This window comes from Arthrobacter sp. ZGTC412 (assembly GCF_002929215.1).
GTDB lineage: Bacteria > Actinomycetota > Actinomycetes > Actinomycetales > Micrococcaceae > Arthrobacter.
In genome coordinates this window covers 114013-133695 of the sequence record NZ_PJII01000010.1, presented here as the reverse complement: position 1 = coordinate 133695, position 19683 = coordinate 114013, and the positions used below count along the sequence as shown (strand labels likewise).

Sequence of the window (19683 nt, the reverse complement as noted above, 5' to 3'; positions counted from 1 at the left end):
TGAGCGACCTTCCCGCATAGGCCTGATCCTCAGGACTGGCCGGGCGGCGGCCAGCGCCTTGCCTAGAAACTCGTTACCAGTTCGCCGAGTACCTCTTCGAGCCTGTCCGGATCGGTCGCGTCGTAGTAGTGCGCCCCGCTGGCCCTGGCAATTTCCAGCAAAGTGGGGACGTCGGCGTCGGGCCCGTAAGCGAGTGTAAAGACGAGCACCGGCGTCGAGTGGTTCTGATGGCTTAACTGTTCGGAGAGCCCGCTTAGGTCTCCCGGATGCGTCGTATCGTTTTTGCCGTCACTCAACAGCACGAGGGTGTTGATGAAGTTGTCTTTGTATTCCTTGGCTTGATCGCCCGCGAAGCGGGTCACCGCTTCGAAAAGTGGCGTAGCGTCCACCGCCTTGAGCTCGCCGAGCTTGGCGATGAGGTCTTCTTTATTCGTCTTGAACGGGGCCACCGGGCTTACGATACCCGGCGTCAAGGGGCCGTCGCCCACTTGGGAGAAAGCGGCCAGTCCGATCTCATCCTCACCCACGAAATGGTCGAAGGCCTTGAGAACGGCATCCTTGGCCCGTTGCAGCTTGGTCACTCCGCGTTCCTGCACCATGGACTCCGAGATATCCAGCAGGAACAAGGCCCTGGCCCGCTTTCGGACCTCGGGGAAGTTGTCCTGCAGGTTAGAAAGCACCTCTGCCTCGGGCAGTGGCAGCGGCTGAAGCGTTTCAGCGTACCGTCCGGTTCCCGCCACCCCTGTATCCAGCTTGCCCTGGATGGTCCTGTACCCGGACGTCTTGACAACGTGTTGGCCCTGTTCCGTCACGGCGAACGCGAGGAAATCCTCGGCGGCCAAACGCTGCTGGCTCCCCACCCAATCTTCGTCAAGAATTATTGCCGGGTTGTCCGCCACGTGCACGCCGTCATCGGGATAAATGGCGCTGAGGGGCTCCTTGGGCGCTGGACCGCGATGCTTCGTTTTTCCGTCCTCGCTGACTACACCCCGGTTGTAATCCCAGACAGATTTCTCATCCACGATCACGGCGGAGAGGAATTCCGAGACCTTCCCGGCGTCGTCAGCCTCCCTGGCGTGCCACAGGAAATGCTCCGGGGTGGCCATGTAGTGGCTGGTGCCCCGTTCCACTGCGCGCACTTTCTCCACCAAGGGCGGTGCCTTCAGGTCCATGTCGTTCAAACCCCCCACGCTGCCGCCGGCGGCACCATAGGAAGCGGCAAGGGCCATCAGGCCCGACGTGGAGACGAGTGGACTGGCCTTGCCGAACTTAAATTTTCCCCATTCACCATGGCCGAGGCGCTCCCAGACGTCCTGCTCCTCCGCCATCCTGAAGACCTCAGACCACGACGGCGGCTTGCTGTCCCAGCCGAGGGCACTCGTCATCGTCTCTGGCATAGCCACGACGATCGCGCTCCGGGCGAGGCTGATTCCCTCCTGCGGGACGGGTCTTCCGCCCGCGCCGGCCCCTGCGATTCGTAACCATGCGGAGGAGTCCGGCAGCCAGATGGAGGGCCTGTCGCCGGCCGGAACGCCGGGGAACTGCGCAGCAACATGGCCGGCAGCAACCCCCGATTTCTCCTCCGTCACTGCCGGCGTCACGCATTTGCCGTCCACGCTGCGGGGTTTCGCTGAGTACTCGGCCGCAAGTGCCCGGACCATCTCGGCGTTCTCCAGCGACGTAAGAATGTTCAAGGAAATGCACGGAGAGGCCCCGGCGACGGCGGCAGGACTGTCCGGCGCCAAGGTTTCGCCTGCTGAAGGTGTACTGCCGTTCCCCGGTGGAGACCCAGCCTCCCCTGAACCGGCGGGGAAGATCAGCGCCCGCAACACGAATGCACCGCCAACAATGAGAAGTGCCACCATGGCCGCCGCAGCGACCCAGATCCAGCGTGGATAGCTCATCTCAGATCCTGCGTGTCGGCGGCCCATGCTCGTTTCCTTTGAATCCGCCGGGTTTCCCCGGTGTGAACGCAAATACTGAAACTGGCCCGCGGCGATCACACCGCGGGTGTGCCTAGCCCCCCGCCCGGATGCCCCCGCAACTGGATAAGCACTTTGAGGATAACCCCGACGGGCGCAGCGTGAGTGTGCGGATTCACGTTTTTCATTCATTCTTTTGGGCGGTCGACACACGTGGTTTCGCCGCAAGCACTGTCTTTGGGGATCAGGACCGGCGCAGAGAGCCTCGGTCAGGATTTCTTGCTTTGGCAAAACCTCGAAATTTTCCGAGCACTTCTCCAACGTAACCGGCGCGCCCTGTGTCACCAGCCTGAACGGAACGCACTAATCCGGGCGCCTCGTCGTACGCGGACATCCGTAGGCCCGGCCCAACAGTCAACCTGCAGCAGTCCGGGGTCACAGGGCTGTGCAACCTCCATCCATGGGGTCTGGCAACGCTTTGGCACCTTGGCCGGTCAACCTCGCCGTCCTCATTTTCCTGACGGGCACAGGACACCAGGTGAGCGCGGACAGCTGTTTCTCAAAACTGCGGATTCGACAACCCACTTGAACTTGAATCCCTGTGGCTTCCTCGAGCCACCTTCTCGTAGTTCCACCCTTGATTCGATACAGTCGGTCCAGCAGCTGACTTCACCGTCCGAACTCGGGAGGTTCATTGAAGGTCGTTCCACTGCTCCCGTGCGCATCAATTGATGACATGCTGACCTTCTACACTGCCTTGGGCTTCGAGCGGACCTACCGGCAGACGAAGCCCAATCCCTACCTCGCGATGCAGCGGGAGGGCATAGACCTGCACTTCTTTGGCATGCCGGGCTTCGAACCGGCTGATTCCTATGGCAGCTGCATCATCCAGGTCCCGGACACCGCCGAGCTGCACCGGGCCTTCGCCAGTGGGCTCCGGGCCCTTTACGGCAAGGTGCCGGTCGCTGGAATCCCGCGAATGACCCGCCCGCGACCCCGGAAGAACGCCGAAGGCCTGGCAGGATTCACCGTCGTGGATCCTGGCGGAAACTGGCTGCGCATCTTCCCGACGGCTGCAGCATCCTCCCGTCCTCACGCGGAAGGAAAACTGACCCAGGCGCTGGACAACGCGGTGGTCCTGGCCGACAGCCATGGTGATCCCGCACAGGCCGCAAAGATTCTTGACGGCGCTCTCGCTCGAATTTCCGACGCCAGTGCGGTGGAGCGGGTTGAAGCCTTGGCGTACCGTGCAGAACTGGCATTCGCCCTGCAGGACCCTTTCCGTGCAAGTGCAGTTCTGAAAGAGCTGGACGGGATCCCGCTGAGCCCTGCTGACCGTGAAGAGTTGGCTGAGACGCTTGCTGCCGTTTCAGAGTTGCGCGGAAATTACTAGTCGGGGGAAAGCTGCCAGCATAGTCGGCGGAGGGGCACTGCCTGAGGGCTCCCCTCCTCAGCTCCCATTGACTGAATGGACGGGACATCAGCCACACCCCTTCAGGAGACAACATGTCCCGTCCCTTTGCCACGTCCGGGACTATCACCGCCCGCGCTCCCACGCCCACTGCTCAGGAGTCTCCCTTGACAAGTCCACGGTCAGGGACTCTTATCGAGTACTTACGCGAATAAGAGAGGGGAGTGCTGGCTATGCCTGCCATCCAAACTACCCCTGGGAAACAGTCCCGGCTCCGGACAGGAGCCGCTCTGATGACGCTTGCCGGGCTGGCCTTCGTGGCCTACGCCGTCGTCTTCCTGGTGCTCAACTTTACGGGCGGCTTCCTGGAGCTGGGCATCGGCCCCGAACAAGTGGACAAGGGGAAGGCGGAGGTTGAGGCGTTCAGCCCGCAGCTGTCTCACTACATCAGCCATCTGCACATCGCGCTCAGCGGCTTCATCGCTGCGACAGGGCTGGCCATCGCGGGCCTGTCCTGGTACGGGGTGCGCCGGGGAGAACGGTGGGCTTTCGCCACAGCGGTTGTCGTCCCGGCTGTCGGACTCGCAGTCGCCGTCCCCGCGCATTACCCCTGGGGTCTGGCCACGCTGTGGCACCTCGGCCCGGTCTACCTCGCCGGCGGCATTTTCTTGGCTGGCGCCGCGGCAGCCTACAGCGGAATGCGAAGCCCTGGGATCGAACGCTAGCTGGACGCTAAATTCCTTCTCGCCGGGAGTATGAGGACCCGGAGTCGGTCCGTTCCAACAGTCCGAAGTCCACCATGTAGCGGCGCAGCAGCACGACGTCGTCGGTATAGCTGAGCAGCCGCTCATTGACCTGCTTTTCCGTCAAGAGCTCGCCAGGACGGATTGCTTCGCTGACAATCCAGCCCAGGAGTTCCCGACGCTCGGCTTTGTTGGCCGGATACCTTTCGATCCTGCCCAGGCGCATGAAGCGGGCCAGCCCGGTCTGCGCCTGCCGCCGGGGCTGCTGAGCCAGAAGGTCCCGGAAGATCGACTCAGGCGCAACCAGTTCGTCGTCGGCATTCCGCTCGACCAGCCCGGACCCGAGCAGGGCGGCGAGCGCCCGGTTTCGCCGCTGATCCTGCATACCGGCAAGCACCTCGGGAAGCTTTGCTCCAAGCACAATTTGTGCGTAGGCCGATCGGGCATCGCTGTTGGCGAGAGTGGCCACCACTCGCCGCCAGTGCGGTCCGCTGTACCTGGTTACTCCGGTCACGGCATGTCCTCACTCTGCGCCTTCGCCCACCTGTGCTAATCGATGTGCTGAAAATCGTAGTCCTGATGCGGGTGACTGCGGAACCGGGGGCGGCCTGCCCTCCACCCCTCCGGCAGGGTCTGGATCAAAATGGGCACGGGGTCTACATTGGTTCTTGGCTTATGCAGAAGGCCCACTCACCACAGATCCAGGAGGGGACCATGAGCCCCACACCAAAACAACCCATAACCGACGACAGCATCCAAGTCCGCCAAGTCAACCATTACCAGTTCAGCTGGGTGGCCGGGGACGCCGGAAAGCCTGGCACCTGGACCCTTCAGTTGGTCCTTGACCAAGGGGCCTGGGAAGAAGTGCTCACGCTCGATGCGGAGGACGCCGAGGTTCTTCAGGGCCTCTTGAAACGTTCGGCAACGGTCTACTACGACGTTCGGCGACGGACCCTGATGTTCGGGACCACACCGGCAGGTCAGTAATTAGCGCTGCCAGCCTTTCAGTCCTGCCGTCCTTCGAGGAGCCGCCGCGCATCTTCCTGGGCTTCAAGGGCCAGTTCGCTCACCACCTCGCCCCTCATGTGGCCGGCGGCGGAAATGATGTGCCGGAGTTCTGAAACGGTGCGCAGCGAGCCAGGGCCCCCACCGTGATGGACCATCGCATGGCAGTTGGGGCACAGCGGTACGAGGTCAGCAACAGGGTCCAGTTGGTACCTGCTCCCAAGCATTGCCGGCGGCACTACGTGGTGCACGTCGATGAAACCTGTACCGATGTCGCCGTAGGCGGCCTCGAAGGAGAAGCCGCAGGCAGCGCAGGTGGTTCCGTGGAATGCCAGGCACACCCCGCGGGCGTCCTGGTTGTGCTCGTAGCGGTTCACGTCAATGGTGCTCACAGCGTCGGGCGGGTAAGTTCCCGGAACCAGCTGCAAAGGCTCCATCGCCGCCGGCCCGTGGTCCCGCCACAGCCGGCGAAGGCCAGGGTCCGCTGCAAGGGGAACGGCCAGGGTTGAGCGGGAGATTGCGTCGCTCCATACAACTGCAGGGACGGCTGCGCTGAGGACGTCAGGACGTATCTGCTCGCCGAGGGGGAGGAGTGCGTCAAAAGCGACGTTGACGTACCAGTCAGTGGCCTCAGGACCTTCGGGATGTACGGCCTCAAACGCTTCGGACATCACCACCCCGTGGCCAATCAGGCCGGTGCCGGCGTCGCTGCTGCCCTGCAGCAGGAGCCAGGCCTCGGTTCCCGCCCGGATGTTCCGGTTGCGACCGACGCTCCAGCGGTCCAGGAACTTGCCGGTCCCGGCCACGTGCTCGACGACGGCGCGGTAGTCCCAGCGGTTCCGCCGGTTTGGGTTCCACCCAAGAATTACTGCAGCCACCACTCACCTGTTCCAGCACACGTCGAGTCGCGGCCCCATAGCCATTACCAGCGGGACCTAGATGGGTTCCTTGGCGAGCGCCTTGGTCTTGGCCGGCGTCTCGCGTCCGAGGCGCTCATCAAGCGTGACGCGCAGCCTCGCGGCCGCCACCTGGACACGGTGCTCGGCTGGAGTGGTCTTCCGTTGAGCCGGTTTGGAGGGCGTGCCGTTCCGGGGAGTATGGACGAAGCCATGTTCAGATGACGCTGCGCTCATTGTCCAGCCTCCTTGATCTTGTCCTCATCCGTCGTTCCATTCTCGCTTATGATGCCACCTGAGTCCACGAACATGAACTCCCGGTCCAGACGGTCTTCCGGCCCGTTTTCATCCCCGTTGTCATCACCTGAGACGTTCTTCCAGGCGATGTCGAACAGCTCGAGTTCCTCGGTTCGTGCCAGGTCGCTGCGCGCCAGGACTTCCAGGGTCGCCAACCCCAAAGCCTTCGTGCCTTCATCCTCGTCCAACGCCCGGTCCAGCGCCCACTGGGTTCGGCGCCACCATTCCGCACGGCTGTCCGCTTCAGTCTTCTGCTGCAGCGCCTGGGCGTCCGCTTCCCGCTTCTGGTCAAGGGCGGTCTTGTCAGCCGCGGTGCGCTGCTTTAGCGTGTGCCAGTTGATGTAAAAGGCCAGCAAAGCCGCGACGAGGACTGCCAATGGACCCAAACCGGCGAGGATTACCCACCAGTCGGCCGGACCTGAGTGAACTACGACATCGAGCGGGGTGGGGGACGGGGCAGGAGTCACCCGGTCAGCATATGCTGCGGCAAGTCTCCCAGCGGGGAGGAGGGCCACGTGATGCCGTCCTCACCCTCGCCCGGAACATCAGGTCGGCAGTGCAGGGTTTAGTGCGTGCCGGGAGACCAGCACAGGACCATGGGAGTGGTGAAGAACTGCATGGGCAACTGAACCGATGGTTTCCCTGACGAGCCCTTGGCCCTTGGTACCGGCGACCAGCATCGCGGCACCTCGGGCAGCATTGAGGATGGCATGGGGAATAGAAGCGTCTGTGAGGAGCACTTCGTCGATTTCGACGGTGGGGGCGAGTCTGCGTGCAGACTGGACAGCGGCCCGCAAAACTTCTTTTGCGGCGGATTCTGCCTCTAAATCAGCACGGAAACGCCGGTACCCGGCGGGAATGTGCCGTACATGGACCACAGTGAGGCTCGCCTGGGATGCCGACGCCAAAGCGCACGCATCCTCCAGCGCGGCTGGTGAACCTGCTTCGTCGACGGCCACGACTACCGGCCCGCCCGGGTGAAGATCAGAGCGGATGACTGCAACCGGGCAGGACGCTGTGGCCGCGAGTTCCAGACTGACGGAGCCTACGAGCAGGCCCAGGAACCCGCCCAGCCCGCGACTCCCCACAACAACCATCTCCTGGCGGGCAGAAATCCCGGCGAGTTGCTGGGCCGGGAGGCCGTGCAGCAACGTGCCGTCAACCGTTAGCCCCGGTATGGCCGCGTTCGCGAGGTTGAGGCCCTCCTCGAGGATGGACTCGGCAGACCGCTCCAGCCCGCTGTCCGAGACGCCGGGAACGGGACCAAGGTGCCGGGTCAGCAGCGGCCACATGGAACAATGCACCACGTGCAGCCCCAGGCCGCGAAGGCTTGCCTGCCGTGCTGCCCAGCTCACAGCTTCGGCAGCTATAGTCGAACCGTCATAGCCCGCGACGATGGCCTTTGCGTCCAGCATGTCTCCTACGCACTCCTAAACATCGCGGCTCTCGGTTTGAAATGTCCGCCAGTTGAAGTTTGCTACCGGTTTAGCCCCAGCGGTAGGGCCCTGTTACTTTGCCTTGACACTGAAGCGGTCTTTTCATGGCCGGACTTCCTGGTCTCGTGCGGCATGGTCACTTCCAAGATTGGCGCTGAGCCGGCCGGAGTTGTAGGACCAAAGGTCACGGTCATGGCGGGGCATCCTGCTTCTTCCTCGCCTGCCGGCAGGAGCGTACGATTAAGTAACCGTTAGGAAGTAAGCGGCCTTTGCCGATCTGGGTGTGGATTTACCCAGCATGTTGGAGGGATACCTCGTGGCCGCACAGACTCCTCCGGTCCCTCCCGCCGTCTATGGCGATCTTCCGTGCGCATGGACTCTCCTACGGCCGGCCACGGTCGTTTGTTCTGCCGGCAATCCCCGCCGTCAGACTTTTCCCGACAACTGAAAGGAGTTTCAGTGGATCCTGGAGCGGCATTGGCGCTGATTGCGGGATACCTTGCAGCCGCATTTGGTGTTTTCCTTTTGTATTCCCCGGTCCTTCTTCTTGTGGTGGGTCTGTTGTTGGCCGCAGGGCTGCTGCAATTGCTCGCGTGGCCTTTCGTGGTGCTGATTCGAAGACTCCGCCATAGGCCGGAACCGCCGCATGACGGATCGTGGCTCCTGCACTGAAGCGGATGGGCGTTGAGATAGCGCGGGGGAGTTGTGACCCGTGCAGGGAACGCCGCCAGGGCCGGCGTCCGAAGCCTGAGGTTCACACCGCACGTCATTCGTCAGTATGCTTACTAATATCTGCACGCCGCTGACGAGAAAGGCACCACCATGACGGAACAGAACCTGCCTGACGACGATCTTGAAATTGTCGAGGAGAATGACGTACTCCTGGACGAGACCCCCGGCGCGGCTTCATCCCTCGAGCTGGATCCCGTTACGAGCGGCGAGCCCGACAGCTACCCCGGCGCTGCCGAGAACAATCCGGACCGCTGGCAGGAGGACCCGCTGCTTCAGGGAGAGGTTTCCGGTGAGGAGGAGGATTTCCTCAGCGACCAGACCCTGCGCGATGACATGAAGGCGACCAGTGACGGGGCCGGCGACGAACTGCCCGCCAGCACGCCGACTCTCGGCGAGGCGGTCGCCGACGTTGACTTCGGCGAAGACCCCACCGGCCGGGAAGCCGATGCCAGTGACGACCAGGAAAACTTTGGCGGCTCGCCGCTCAGCGAGTTCGACCCCAACGACCTGGAGCGTTGAAACCCGAAACCGGTCAGAAGATGATTCAGCCTGCCCTAGCCGGAAATCGAAACTGCGCTAAAATGATAAGCAGGCTGATGAATATCGGTTGGCAGGATCAAGACTGAAGGAGTTTCACATGAACTTGGGAAGCATGATCAAGAATGCCGCTGGACGGTTCGCAGGCAGGTCCGGCACCGGCGGAACAGCCCGCGGCACCGGACTCAACGCCACAGGGCGGACGCCCAACACCACAGGTGCCGTAGGCGGCAGGCCCGGCACCGGCGGCGTGGCCAGCAAAATCATGGGCATGCTCAAGCGGCGCTAAGCCAACACAACAAACCACGAAGCAGGTCCCGGACGATTCCGGAACCTGCTTTTTGGTCCCGGAAAACAATGCGTGAACTCGTCATCCTGGGCACCGCCTCCCAGGTTCCCACCCGGACCCGCAACCATAACGGTTACCTGCTTCGGTGGGACGGCCAGGGGCTCCTCTTTGACCCCGGTGAGGGAACCCAGCGCCAGATGATCCACGCGGGCGTGTCCGCAACACAAATCACCCGTATCTGCCTCACCCACGTGCACGGTGACCACTGCTTTGGTTTGCCCGGCGTGCTGTCGCGCATGGCGCTGGACGGTGCGGCCCACCCCGTCCACCTGCACTACCCGGCATCCGGTGAGGACGTGGTCCGGGCACTGGTGTCCATCAGCTCACCCGGGATAGACCTGAGGCTCCATCCACACGGCGGCAGCGGAACCGTGGCAGAAGGGCTGGAAGTCCGGCCACTGAAGCACCGCATCGAGACCTACGGCTACAGGCTCGTTGAGCCGGACAGCCGCAGCCTGCTCCCGGACCGCTTGGCGGCGGCGGGAATCAAGGGGGCCGACGTCGGACGCCTGCAGCGCGAGGGCACCCTTGCCGGCGTCCACCTTGACGAGGTCAGCGTTCCCCGGCCGGGCCAGCGCTTCGCCTTCGTTATGGACACCGCCCCCTGTCCAGGGGCCGAGGACCTGGCGGACGGCGCCGACCTCCTCGTCGCCGAGTCCACCTTCAGCGACGACGACGCCGGGCTCGCCAGCCAGTACCGTCACCTCACAGCCGGGCAGGCCGGGAAGTTGGCTGGCGGCGGTGATGCTGACACGCTCGTGCTGACACACTTTTCGGCCAGGTACGACGACGTCACCCCGTTGGCTGCGCAGGCCGGCGCACGTGCCGCGGGGGCAAAGGTCATAGCAGCGCACGACCTGCAGCGGATTGCCTTACCGAAACGACGGCGGTGGCAGCAAAACACCGCGCTGACCGGCGGGGAGGGGCAGGGGACTGATTATTGCCAAACCCAACCATGAGGTAGAGAGTGAATTATCCGCTAGGCAGCCCGGGCCCACCCGCCCAACGTGTTGTGGAGGTCGACAATGAGCAAAACTTCCGAAGAAGTCTTCGACGCTACTCCAGAAGGAACGGAACCCGAACTCAAACGGGTTCTTGGCCCGAAGCTCCTCCTGCTCTTCATCGTGGGCGACATCCTGGGCGCCGGTGTTTATGCAGTCACCGGGACCATGGCTGGAACAGTGGGCGGCATCGTGTGGCTGCCGTTCCTGCTGGCCTTTGTGGTGGCCACACTGACCGCCTTCTCCTACCTGGAACTCGTCACACAGTATCCCCAGGCCGCCGGTGCCGCCCTTTATACGCACAAGGCCTTCGGGATCCACTTCGTCACCTTCCTGGTGGCCTTCGCCGTAGTCTGTTCAGGCATCACCAGCGCCTCCACGTCCGCCAATGTCCTGGCCCAAAACCTCTTCGGCGGGTTCGCGATCAACGGATGGATGGGGCTGCCCGGGCAGGGCGTCATCACCGCCGTCGCCATGGCCTTTATGTTGCTCCTGGCCATCATCAACCTGCGCGGCGTGGGGGAGAGCGTCAAGTTCAATGTTGTCCTCACCCTGGTGGAGATGATCGCTCTGTGTATTGTGATCGGCGTCGGCTTCTTTGTGATGTCACAGGGCACCGGGAACCCCGGTGAGATCTTTGTGTTCAACGACTCGCAGGACAAGGGCATGTTCCTTGCGGTCACGGCCGCCACGTCCATCGCGTTCTTCGCCATGGTGGGCTTTGAAGACTCCGTGAACATGGTGGAGGAAACCCAGCATCCGGAAAAGATCTTCCCGCGCACCATGCTGACCGGCCTGGGAATAGCCGTGCTCCTGTACATGCTGGTCGCGGTCTCAGTGGTCAGCGTACTGACACCAACGGAGCTGGAAAACATCCGGGAAGCCGAAGGCGCTGCCCTTCTTGAAGTGGTCCACAAAGGCTCACCCGACTTCCCGATCGACAGGATCTTCCCATTCCTTGCGGTCTTTGCCGTAGCCAACACGGCGCTGATCAACATGCTGATGGCCAGCCGCCTCATTTACGGGATGGCGCGACAGCACGTCCTGCCGCCCGCCCTCGGGAAAGTACTGCCCGTGCGCCGCACACCGTGGGCCGGCATCGTCTTCTCCACCGTCCTGGCACTGGGACTCATCCTTTACGTGACCAGCGATCCGGAAAGCAACATTGTGGCCAACCTCTCCGGAACCACTGCCTTCCTGCTGCTGTGCGTCTTCACGGTAGTGAACGTCGCCTGCGTGGTGCTGCGGCGCAAGCGGGACCCCAACCGCAAGGTGTTCTTCACCTCACCGGGGCAGTTGCCGGTGGTGGCCGCCCTGCTGTGCGCCTTCCTGGCCGGCCCGTGGGTGGGGCGTAACGTTATCCAGTACCAAATCGCCGGCGGGCTCATGGCCATCGGCGTGGTGCTCTGGTTTGTCACATGGCTGATCAACCGGAGAACGAACCACGAGGAGAGTCTCAAGAAATGACAGCTGCTGCTGAATCAACAGTCACCTTTGATGGGCGTTTTGCCAGGGAGCTGTCCGAGCTGGCGGTTCCCTGGCAGGCAGAGGAAGCGCCCGAGCCGAAACTGCTGGTTCTTAACGGAGGTCTGGCAGGGGAGCTGGGGCTCGATCCGGAGTATCTTCGGTCACCGGAGGGCGTCCGGCTCCTGCTCGGGAACCACGTTCCGGAAGGATCGACGCCGGTGGCCCAGGCCTATGCGGGCCACCAGTTCGGCGGCTACTCGCCCCTGCTCGGAGACGGCCGCGCGCTCCTTCTCGGCGAGGTGACAGGCGTGGATGGCCGGTTGCGGGACATACACCTGAAAGGTTCTGGCCGCACACCCTTCGCCCGCGCCGGGGACGGCCGCGCCGTCGTCGGCCCCATGCTGCGTGAGTACCTTGTGAGTGAGGCGATGCACGCTCTCGGTATCCCTTCAACGCGTTCCCTTGCGGTGGTGGCCACCGGCCGCCCGGTGCGCAGGGACACCATGCTTCCGGGAGCGGTACTGACAAGGGTAGCCAGCAGCCACCTGCGCGTGGGCAGCTTCCAGTACGCAAGGGCCACGGAAAACATGGACCTCCTGCGCCGCCTGGCGGACCACGCGATCAGCCGGCACTACCCGGAAGCCGCCCGCGCCGGGAACCCCTACCTGGCGCTCTTCGAAAGCGTGGTTGCCGCACAGGCAAATCTGGTAGCGGACTGGATGCTGGTGGGATTCGTCCACGGTGTGATGAACACGGACAACATGACCATCTCCGGAGAAACCATCGATTACGGGCCCTGCGCCTTTATGGACGCGTTCAATCCTGCCGCGGTCTACAGCTCCATCGACGTGGGCGGGCGCTACGCCTACGCCAACCAGCCGGTCATCGCCGAATGGAACCTTGCCCGCCTGGCTGAGGCCATGCTGCCGCTCTTCAACGAGGACCAGGAACAGGCCGTGGCCCCCGCGGTGGAAGCACTGGGCATGTTCCGCCGCCAATACAGCGATGCTTGGTTCGCCGGCATGAAGACCAAACTCGGGTTGGCAGAAGCCCCTGCCGGGAGCGCAGAGGCTGAAGAAGCCTCCGAGCTGGTGGATGGGCTGGTGGCTTTGTTGAAGGACGGACCAGTGGACTACACGTCGTTTTTCCGGAACCTCTCCCAAGCGGCAAGGGGAAATGACCGCCCGGCCCGCGGGATGGTCCTTGACCTGGCTGCCTTCGACGCATGGGCTGGGCGGTGGCGTGCCCTGCAACCGGACGCGGATCTGATGGACAGGGTCAATCCGGCCTACATTCCACGCAACCACCTGGTGGAGGAAGCGCTCGCCGCAGCAACGGACGGAGACCTTAAACCCTTCAGCCGGCTCCTCGACGTGGTTCGCGCCCCGTTCCATGCGCGGCCAGGGCTGGAACGCTACACCGAGGGAGCGCCGGAGGACTTCGGCAGCTACCAGACCTTCTGCGGGACTTGAGCGCGTCCCGCCCCAGAACGCCGGATGTCAGGAAGGTCCGGAAAACAAAACAGGGGCGGCAGCCGGGAACAATCCCGGTTGCCGCCCCTGTTCGGGTGGTGTGACTACGCTACGCGGACGAAGGAAGCGCCGCCGAGCCAGCTGATGGAGTGGACTTCGGTCTTGAAGCCGTCCACGCCGCCGCTGACAACCTGGCCGTTGCCGGCGAAGACGCCAACGTGACCGGCGGTGATTACCAGGTCACCGGGAGCCGGGGTACCCACAGTGGTGCCGTACTGGTAGAACTGGCCCGGGGCGAGGTCGCCAACGCTCTTGCCCACGGCGCGGAGAGCCTTCTCCACCATGGCAGTGCAGTCCTGCTGGACGCCCACCTGGCCGTAAGCGTTCGCGAGGATGGCTGCGCCGGTACCGGTGCCGGTGGCTGCCGGAGCTGCCGGGGCGGGTGCTGCCGGAGCAGGCGCCGTCGTGGAGGCGTAGGACAGGTTCATTCCGGTGTTGGCCGGGGCGGCGGCAGCCTTGGCAGGAGCCGGAGCCGGAGCCGGAGCGGCTGAGCCGGCGCCGGGGACCTTGATCTGGTCGCCGGGGTAGATGATGGCGGAGATCGAAAGCCCATTGACGGACAGGACATCATTGAGGGCTACTCCGTGGGCAGCCGAGATGGCGCCCAGGGTATCGCCGGAAACAACGGTGTGCACGTTGCCTGCAGCTGCTGCGGGGGCAGCCACTGCAGCAGCCGGTGCTGCGTAAGCCTGGGTGTTAGTGGTCTCGGTGGTGTCCGGACCGGTTACGCCTGCGTGGGCCGGGGCGCCAACACCGAAGGCAATGCCGGATGCTGCTGCAACGGCGAGCGCCGGGCGGCCAAGCGATTTGGCTGAGACAGCCAAGCCCTGGAGCGCGATTGAGCGGTCCGGAGTCGCGCGGTGACGGGCGGTAAGGGAATTTTTTGACACGGTTGATCGCCTCTCCCATGCCTGCGGGGTGAGCTGTCGGGTTCGGGCTGGAGATACCCGGCCGGGAGCGACTCCGAAATGAATGGAGGCGCTATCGACTTAACCCCAAGGCCTCGTAGAAGGCCGCGGAAACTTGGTTCCCCCGTCCCTGCCAGCTGGAAAGCGTGGGTTCCCGGATCAGTGGCAGGGCTCGGCATACTGAGGGGAATGTCCCGTTTGGGAGGGACACCTGAAGACCATAACCTGAACGGAGGAGCATTGTCACATTTGGGTAACATACGAGGTGCCCCTCTCGTATTCAGCAATCGACTGGACTCTTTCTCCATTGCGCGCTGACCTCACGAGATGCCGGCACCAGTTTTATGCCGGGTGTTGTTTGTCACAAAGTAATAAACGCCATCCGAAAAGGGACACTGGACCCTTGCTTGGGAGCCAAACAGGTAGGAGGATGTCCGCACCCGAAGGAGGCCTTGTGACCAAGCTTGGCAAGTACGAAAAGTATCTGATTGAAGAATTTTTTGACGACTACCGCGCGGGCGCACTGAGCCAGCGGACCTTCACGCGGCGGGTTGCGTTTATCACCGGCAGCATGACGGCAGCAGCGGGGGCAATGCTTCTGGTGGGCTGCACCCCCAGCGAGGTGCCACGAAGTACCGACCCCATGCCCACGCCGGAACCTTCGTCATCCGCCGCCTCCGGAACGACCGGGGCAGGTGCCGTCCCCGGGGCAAAGAGTCCGCTTTCGGTTCCGGAGGGCGCAGCAGGCTTGATGACGGGGACCGTACAGTTTTCATCCGGTGGAACCTCGGTCAGCGCCTATCAGGCCAGGCCGGAGCGGGAAGGGCGCACCCCTGCGGTGCTGATTTGCCATGAGAACCGAGGCCTGACAGCCCATATCGAAGACGTGGCGCGGCGCTTCGCGAAAGAGGGTTACGTTGCCCTCGCTGTTGACCTCCTGAGCCGCGAAGGCGGCACTGCGAAGATGGACCGTGACGCTGTTCCCGGTGCCCTTACCCAGGCCGGCGCCCAGCGTCATGTAGCCGACTTCAGAGCAGCGCTGGAGTATCTCCGGGGCCAGGACTTTGTGGACGGCGAGCGCATCGCCATGACCGGCTACTGTTTCGGCGGCGGCATCACCTGGCAGGCAGCCACGGAGCTGGACGGGTTGAAAGTTACGGCGGCCTTCTATGGCCCTGCCCCTGACCTGGCCAAAGTGCCGGGCATCAAGGCGGCTGTATTTGGTGTTTACGCGGAACTCGATCAACGCATCACCGGTGCCATGCCTGCACTCAGGGACGCTCTCGCAGCCACCGATGTGGTCCATCAGCTCACGGTTTACCCCGGCGTAAACCACGCCTTCCACAACGACACTGGCGACCGCTACAACGAAGCCCAGGCCGCGGCCGCGTGGAACGACACCCTCGAGTGGTTCGGCCGGCACGTCTAAGCCCTGGTTCCAGACCCGCATCTGGAGAGGGCGCGCGTACTTACGCTCCATAACGATGCAGGCACGCCAGCGTTCAACCCGAGGTTGACGCCGGAAAGCCTCCCAACTGTATCTCGGTTCGTTATCAAAGCCAGGGCACCGCTGCAGGTGCGCTGTTCGCCATGCGCCTCGGTTGCCCGGAACTGGTACTTACCCCGCGCTAGGCTTTTGCCATGCCTGACTATGAACGGTTCCGGATCCTGCTCGAGGAGGAGCGGGAACGGAAGGTGGCCCTCCTTCCGGCGCTCCGTGCGGACATTGCCTCCGCGAACGCGGCGCGCCAGGACTCGAACGTGGATGACGAGCATGACCCGGAAGGCTCCACTATCGCCTTCGAGCTGTCCCAGGCGTCCGCCCTGCTGAAGCAGAGCAGTGCCGGGCTGGACCAGGTGGACGAAGCCTTGGCCAGAATCGCTGAGGGAACTTACGGGACCTGCGCCCTCTGCGGGGATGCCATCGCCGAAGGCAGGCTGGAGGCACGGCCGTGGACCCCGTTCTGCATCCGGCACGCCTCGGTAGGCCGCCCATGAGCAGGGGCATGGATCGTGTGGCGGCTGCCGCTGAATTTATTGACCGCACGCTGCAGAATGAGGGCGCCTGGTACCGGGCGGTCGACATCGAGGGCCGGTTGGGCGGTCTACTGGCCTCCTACGGTTCTTCCGTTGGCGCTGTTCGGGGAACCATCCGCGACGCGCTGCGGAAGTATAAGGACTTCGACCACGATGGCGTGGTGCAGCTGGCATCAGCCCTGTGGGGGCTGCCCCGGCCCGGCGCCAGGGCAGTCTACGAACGACGACTCGCGGCCGTCGTCCTGCTGCAGTCCAAAGTGTCACTCCTGCGGCATACGGACCTGACCCGCATCGAGGGTTTCCTGCGGACTGCCGGCACCCCGGAACTGACACACCCCCTGCTGGCCGACGTCGTGGCGCCGTTCCTGGCGCGGCTAAGCGGGCGCGACCGGCAACGCGCAGATATTGTCCTTGACCGCTGGCGGACTGACCCGAACACCCACCTGCCCAGCGCCGCCGATTTCCTCGAGCAGCAATCCAGCCCCGAAGCCCCACCACAAGGAGACACCCGTGAACGAACCCTATGACCTGGAACGATTTGTCGCCGCGCAGGACAGCGGAGGAACGTACGATCAGGCGCTGGCAGAGCTGCAGATGGGCAGCAAGTCCGGCCACTGGATGTGGTTTATTTTTCCCCAGATCGTCGGCCTGGGCCAAAGCGACATGTCACGCCGATATGCCATCAGAACCCTCGCTGAAGCCCGGGACTACTTGGACCATGCAGTGCTGGGCCCGCGGTTGTTCGACTGCGCCCTGGCCCTCACCCACCATGCCGGGCGGTCCGCGGAGGATATCCTCGGAGGCATCGACGCGCGGAAGCTGCACTCGTCCATGACGCTGTTCCTGCGCGCAGCCCCCGGGGAAACCGTCTTCAAAACCGTCCTGGCCCAGTTCTTCGATGGCCAGCCCGACGCCGCCACCGATGACCTGCTGGCGGACCAGGACGCCAAATAAGGGCTGAAGATTAACGGCCGGCGGCAGTGCCTCACGCATCGCGGGTGAGGCACCGCCGTCGGGCATAGTGCGTAAAGCCTGGCACTACGGCGAGGGGCTGCCGCCGTTGACGTTCAGCGTTTCTCCGACCACGTAGCTGGACTCCGGCGATGCCAGGAAGACATACGCCGGGGCGAGCTCCGCCGGTTGGCCCGCGCGGCCCAGGGGAGTGGACTGGCCGAACTCCGGCAGTTCCTCCTTGGGCTGGCCGCTGCTGACCTGCAGCGGCGTCCAGATGGGCCCCGGTGCTACGGCGTTGACGCGGATGCCTTTCGGTGCCAGCTGCTGGGCCAGTCCCTTGGTGAAGTTGTTGATGCTGGCTTTGGTGGTGGCGTAGTCCACCAGCGTGGGCGACGGGTTGTACGCCTGGATGGAGGTGGTGTTGATGATGGTGGACCCCGCCGGCATGTGCGGGAGGGCGGCCTTCGTCAGCCAGAACATCGCGTACACGTTTGTCTTGAGAGTGTGGTCGAACTGCTCGTCGGTGATGTCGGCCAGTTCCTCCTGGGCCACCTGTTTGCCCGCATTGTTGACCAGGATGTCCACTCCGCCGAGCACAGCCACAGCGGTGTCAACCACCTCGCGGCACACAACCGGGTCCTTCAGGTCGCCGGGCACCTTGACGGCCTTACGGCCGGCAGCCTCGATGAGCCCGGCGATGCGGGCCGCGTCCTCCTCCTCCTCGGGCAGGTAAGACAGGACGACGTCGGCCCCCTCGCGGGCGAAGGCAATGGCCGTGGCGGCACCGATCCCGGAGTCCGCGCCCGTCACGATGGCCTTCCTGCCTTCGAGCCGGCCGGTCCCGCGGTAAGTGTCCTCGCCGAGATCCGCCTTGGGCTCCAGCTCCGCGTCCAGGCCGGGCTCGGGCTGGTCCTGCTTCGGCGGCGAAATTTTCTCGTAGGCGGTGACCGGATTACGGAAGGTGTACTGGTCTGTCATGGTGGTCCTCCTGTTGCGTAGGGGTGGAACACAGAGAAACTAAGCATGCTTACCGTTCCAGCCTAGGCAATCAGCACTGTCCCTGCCAACCCGGGTTTCTGGTGCGGGCCCGGTCCGGGGTCAGTCCCGCTGGACCTCCACGAGCCTGACCTCCCTGATCGCGCCGGAATCCACCACCGCCGTCATGTAGGTGCAGGCAGGCTGGCGGCGCCGGTCCGTGGGTGAGCCGGGATTCAGCAGCCGCAGACCTCCCGGAGCGGTGGTGTCCCACGGGATGTGGCTGTGCCCGAAGACCAGCACGTCGACGCCCGGATAGAGCGCCTCGGCCCGCGCTTCCCGGCCCTTCGCCTGGCCGGTTTCGTGCACCATGGCGAAGCGGACACCCTCCAGCGTCACGGTTGCCGTTTCAGGCAACCGGGAGCGCAGGCCAGGGCCGTCGTTGTTGCCGTAGACACCTACCAGGCGGCGGCTGCGGTGCTCAAGCTGGTCCAGCAGGTCAGCCGTCACCCAGTCGCCCGCGTGGAACACCACGTCGGCGCGTTCGACCGCGGCCCACACCTGTGTGGGGAGCTCCCTGGCGCGCTTTGGCACATGGGTATCGGCGAGCAGGAGAAGATTCAGCGGCATGGGGAAAGCCTGCCATGCCGGCAGGCCGGTTCCGATTGCCCTTTCCCCTGGCACTGTTCCCGCATGGCGGACAGTCGTAATCTTGGGGCTGGAGGTGATAGCCATGGAGGCAGCACAAGGAGACAGGATCATTGTTCACGGAAGGACCGTCGGTTCCACGGACCGGCACGGTGTGATTCTCGAAGTCCGCGGCCAGGGCGGAAGGCCGCCCTATCTTGTCCGCTTTGACGATGGCCACGAAACCATCATGTACCCCGGGGGTGATTTCGCCGTCGAACGCGGCAACGGGCACTAGTGCCGCAGTGGGATGCGCCGCTGCACCTGTCAGACTGGAGCGATGGATCACTCACCGGCTTCAACACAGTCCTCCACGCCGCCCGTCCGCACCGGTCCCCGCGATCCCGGTGATGCCTGGGTGGAAGGGGAACATGGCCGGTACTGGGGCAGGTTCGGCGCGGCCGGGGTGCTTGCCTATGACCCCGCCAAGGGTGTGCTCCTGCAGCACCGCGCGATTTGGAGCCACAACGGCGGAACGTGGGGACTGCCCGGCGGGGCGCTCCACGAAGGCGAGGACCCCGTGGTTGGCGCACTGCGTGAGGCGTATGAGGAGGCTGCCGTTCCGGCGGCGGATGTCGACGTGCTCTTCACCTCGGTGCTGGACCTGGGCTACTGGTCCTACACCACCGTGGTGGTCCTGGTGACGGAGCCGTTTGACCCGGTGATCAGCGATCCGGAGAGCATCGAACTGCTGTGGATCCCGCTCGCTGACGTGGAACGCCAGGAACTGCATCCCGGCTTCGCCGCGGCGTGGCCGGCCCTGCGGGAGCGGCTGGCCTCCGGAGCGTAGTCCG

At 64.0% G+C, this 19683-nt stretch carries 23 protein-coding genes and 1 riboswitch; of the genes, 14 read left to right on the top strand and 9 right to left on the bottom strand.

Annotated features, from left to right (window positions below; all coding sequences use genetic code 11):
* Positions 1–62 precede the first annotated feature (62 nt).
* Positions 63–1904: a vWA domain-containing protein gene (locus tag CXQ88_RS13175; protein WP_181037510.1), complete on the bottom strand. Its 1842-nt coding sequence runs from the start codon at positions 1902–1904 to the stop codon at positions 63–65.
* Positions 1905–2658: 754 nt separating this feature from the next.
* Here CXQ88_RS13175 and CXQ88_RS13165 point away from each other — a divergent pair.
* Together CXQ88_RS13165 and CXQ88_RS13160 are read left to right on the top strand one after the other, a co-directional pair.
* The gene (locus CXQ88_RS13165; RefSeq protein WP_104044598.1) at positions 2659–3315 is read left to right on the top strand and encodes a hypothetical protein; all 657 of its coding nucleotides are present in this window, start codon (positions 2659–2661) and stop codon (positions 3313–3315) included.
* A 311-nt stretch (positions 3316–3626) separates the two neighbouring features.
* Positions 3627–4058, top strand: a complete 432-nt coding sequence (locus CXQ88_RS13160) for a hypothetical protein (RefSeq protein WP_258061856.1) — start codon at positions 3627–3629, stop codon at positions 4056–4058.
* A gap of 7 nt (positions 4059–4065) precedes the next feature.
* Here CXQ88_RS13160 and CXQ88_RS13155 read toward each other — a convergent pair whose 3' ends face one another.
* A complete protein-coding gene (locus CXQ88_RS13155) occupies positions 4066–4590 on the bottom strand; it encodes a DUF2087 domain-containing protein (RefSeq protein WP_104044597.1) in 525 nt (174 codons plus the stop codon).
* Positions 4591–4790: 200 nt separating this feature from the next.
* Here CXQ88_RS13155 and CXQ88_RS13150 point away from each other — a divergent pair, with 200 nt between their 5' ends.
* Positions 4791–5063, top strand: coding sequence for a hypothetical protein (locus tag CXQ88_RS13150; RefSeq protein WP_079596269.1), 273 nt, complete (start codon positions 4791–4793; stop codon positions 5061–5063).
* A gap of 17 nt (positions 5064–5080) precedes the next feature.
* Here CXQ88_RS13150 and CXQ88_RS13145 read toward each other — a convergent pair whose 3' ends face one another.
* The 4 genes from CXQ88_RS13145 to CXQ88_RS13130 all read right to left on the bottom strand — a co-directional run bounded on the left by CXQ88_RS13145 (position 5081) and on the right by CXQ88_RS13130 (position 7689).
* Positions 5081–5959 carry an HNH endonuclease gene (locus CXQ88_RS13145; RefSeq protein WP_104044618.1) on the bottom strand — a complete coding sequence of 293 codons (879 nt, stop codon included), beginning with the start codon at positions 5957–5959 and terminating at the stop codon, positions 5081–5083.
* Between the two features lie 57 nt (positions 5960–6016).
* Positions 6017–6214, bottom strand: coding sequence for a hypothetical protein (locus CXQ88_RS13140; protein ID WP_104044596.1), 198 nt, complete (start codon positions 6212–6214; stop codon positions 6017–6019).
* Entirely contained in the window at positions 6211–6741 is a 531-nt protein-coding gene (locus CXQ88_RS13135; RefSeq protein WP_104044617.1) for a hypothetical protein, read from the bottom strand. Before CXQ88_RS13135 ends, CXQ88_RS13140 begins: the two co-directional genes overlap by 4 nt.
* A gap of 78 nt (positions 6742–6819) precedes the next feature.
* On the bottom strand, positions 6820–7689 hold the full coding sequence (locus tag CXQ88_RS13130) for a universal stress protein (protein ID WP_104044595.1): 870 nt from the start codon (positions 7687–7689) through the stop codon (positions 6820–6822).
* Positions 7690–8532: 843 nt separating this feature from the next.
* Here CXQ88_RS13130 and CXQ88_RS13120 point away from each other — a divergent pair.
* The 5 genes from CXQ88_RS13120 (at position 8533) to CXQ88_RS13100 (ending at position 13268) form a co-directional block, all read left to right on the top strand.
* Positions 8533–8961 carry a hypothetical protein gene (locus tag CXQ88_RS13120; RefSeq protein ID WP_104044593.1) on the top strand — a complete coding sequence of 143 codons (429 nt, stop codon included), beginning with the start codon at positions 8533–8535 and terminating at the stop codon, positions 8959–8961.
* A gap of 118 nt (positions 8962–9079) precedes the next feature.
* On the top strand, positions 9080–9268 hold the full coding sequence (locus CXQ88_RS13115; protein WP_104044592.1) for a hypothetical protein: 189 nt from the start codon (positions 9080–9082) through the stop codon (positions 9266–9268).
* A 68-nt stretch (positions 9269–9336) separates the two neighbouring features.
* Positions 9337–10287, top strand: a complete 951-nt coding sequence (locus tag CXQ88_RS13110; RefSeq protein ID WP_104044591.1) for a ribonuclease Z — start codon at positions 9337–9339, stop codon at positions 10285–10287.
* Between the two features lie 66 nt (positions 10288–10353).
* The gene (locus tag CXQ88_RS13105; protein ID WP_104044590.1) at positions 10354–11796 is read left to right on the top strand and encodes an APC family permease; all 1443 of its coding nucleotides are present in this window, start codon (positions 10354–10356) and stop codon (positions 11794–11796) included.
* Positions 11793–13268, top strand: a complete 1476-nt coding sequence (locus CXQ88_RS13100) for a protein adenylyltransferase SelO (protein ID WP_104044589.1) — start codon at positions 11793–11795, stop codon at positions 13266–13268. Before CXQ88_RS13105 ends, CXQ88_RS13100 begins: the two co-directional genes overlap by 4 nt.
* Positions 13269–13372: 104 nt before the next feature.
* Here CXQ88_RS13100 and CXQ88_RS13095 read toward each other — a convergent pair whose 3' ends face one another.
* Complete coding sequence (locus CXQ88_RS13095; protein ID WP_104044588.1) at positions 13373–14218, bottom strand: C40 family peptidase; 846 nt, start codon at positions 14216–14218, stop codon at positions 13373–13375.
* Between the two features lie 3 nt (positions 14219–14221).
* Positions 14222–14424, bottom strand: a riboswitch (cyclic di-AMP (ydaO/yuaA leader).
* 266 nt (positions 14425–14690) lie between these two features.
* On the opposite strand from CXQ88_RS13095, the gene CXQ88_RS13090 reads away from it, so the two are divergent.
* The 4 genes from CXQ88_RS13090 to CXQ88_RS13075 all read left to right on the top strand — a co-directional run bounded on the left by CXQ88_RS13090 (position 14691) and on the right by CXQ88_RS13075 (position 17227).
* The gene (locus CXQ88_RS13090) at positions 14691–15665 is read left to right on the top strand and encodes a dienelactone hydrolase family protein (protein ID WP_104044616.1); all 975 of its coding nucleotides are present in this window, start codon (positions 14691–14693) and stop codon (positions 15663–15665) included.
* A gap of 212 nt (positions 15666–15877) precedes the next feature.
* Positions 15878–16234, top strand: coding sequence for a TraR/DksA family transcriptional regulator (locus CXQ88_RS13085; RefSeq protein WP_104044587.1), 357 nt, complete (start codon positions 15878–15880; stop codon positions 16232–16234).
* Positions 16231–16800, top strand: a complete 570-nt coding sequence (locus tag CXQ88_RS13080) for a DNA alkylation repair protein (RefSeq protein ID WP_104044586.1) — start codon at positions 16231–16233, stop codon at positions 16798–16800. The genes CXQ88_RS13085 and CXQ88_RS13080 overlap by 4 nt, the downstream gene beginning before the upstream one ends.
* Positions 16784–17227: a DUF1810 domain-containing protein gene (locus CXQ88_RS13075; RefSeq protein WP_104044585.1), complete on the top strand. Its 444-nt coding sequence runs from the start codon at positions 16784–16786 to the stop codon at positions 17225–17227. The genes CXQ88_RS13080 and CXQ88_RS13075 overlap by 17 nt, the downstream gene beginning before the upstream one ends.
* Positions 17228–17311: 84 nt before the next feature.
* Here the strand turns inward: CXQ88_RS13075 and CXQ88_RS13070 are convergent, their stop codons facing one another.
* Positions 17312–18205 (bottom strand): glucose 1-dehydrogenase, encoded by an 894-nt coding sequence (locus CXQ88_RS13070; RefSeq protein WP_104044584.1) that lies wholly within the window; start codon positions 18203–18205, stop codon positions 17312–17314.
* 120 nt (positions 18206–18325) lie between these two features.
* On the bottom strand, positions 18326–18832 hold the full coding sequence (locus CXQ88_RS13065; protein ID WP_104044583.1) for a metallophosphoesterase family protein: 507 nt from the start codon (positions 18830–18832) through the stop codon (positions 18326–18328).
* A 103-nt stretch (positions 18833–18935) separates the two neighbouring features.
* Here CXQ88_RS13065 and CXQ88_RS13060 point away from each other — a divergent pair, with 103 nt between their 5' ends.
* A complete protein-coding gene (locus CXQ88_RS13060) occupies positions 18936–19127 on the top strand; it encodes a DUF1918 domain-containing protein (RefSeq protein ID WP_104044615.1) in 192 nt (63 codons plus the stop codon).
* A 42-nt stretch (positions 19128–19169) separates the two neighbouring features.
* Complete coding sequence (locus CXQ88_RS13055) at positions 19170–19679, top strand: NUDIX domain-containing protein (protein ID WP_104044582.1); 510 nt, start codon at positions 19170–19172, stop codon at positions 19677–19679.
* Positions 19680–19683: the final 4 nt, after the last annotated feature.